This is a genomic window from Rhizobium sp. 01T444, from assembly GCF_056398305.1.
The window spans coordinates 1-610 of sequence record NZ_JBFTPD010000269.1 but is presented as its reverse complement, the minus strand read 5'-3'; the positions used below and the strand labels follow the sequence as shown (position 1 = coordinate 610).

Annotated in this window: 1 protein-coding gene; it reads left to right on the top strand. The window is 68.7% G+C overall.

The window, feature by feature from the left end; all coding sequences use genetic code 11:
• Positions 1-610, top strand: a 610-nt coding sequence (gene dapA, locus AC1DTN_RS38385; protein ID WP_477925431.1) for a 4-hydroxy-tetrahydrodipicolinate synthase, incomplete at both ends; no start/stop codon positions are given.

Here is a 610-nt window from a genome sequence, read left to right as displayed (position 1 = left end):
CGCCAAGGGCGTGGGCGCCGACTGCCAGCTCCAGGTGGTGCCTTACTACAACAAGCCCACGCAGGAAGGCCAGTACCTGCACTTCAAGGCGATCGCGGAAGCCGTGGGCGACCTGCCTACCGTGCTCTACAACGTGCCCGGCCGCACCGTCGCCGATATGGCGCACGACACGGTGCTGCGCCTCGCCCAGGTGCCCGGCATCATCGGCATCAAGGAAGCCACCGGCAACATCGAGCGGGCCCAGTGGCTGATCCGCGACCTGCCGAAGACCTTCGCCGTCTATTCCGGCGACGACCCGACGGCGGTCGCGCTGATGCTGTGCGGCGGCCAGGGCAATATCAGCGTCACGGCCAACGTCGCGCCGCGCAAGATGCACGAGCTTTGCGTGGCGGCGATCGCCGGCGACACGCGGCGCGCGATGCAGATCCAGTTCGAGCTGATGCCCCTGCATCGCCAACTCTTCGTCGAGCCGAATCCGATTCCGGTCAAGTGGGCCATGGCGCGCCTGGGCCTGTGCGGCGGCACGATGCGCCTGCCGCTCACCGAACTCTCGCAAGCCAGCCGCCCCGTGGTCGAGTCGGCGCTGCGCGCCAGCGGGCTGCTCAAGGAC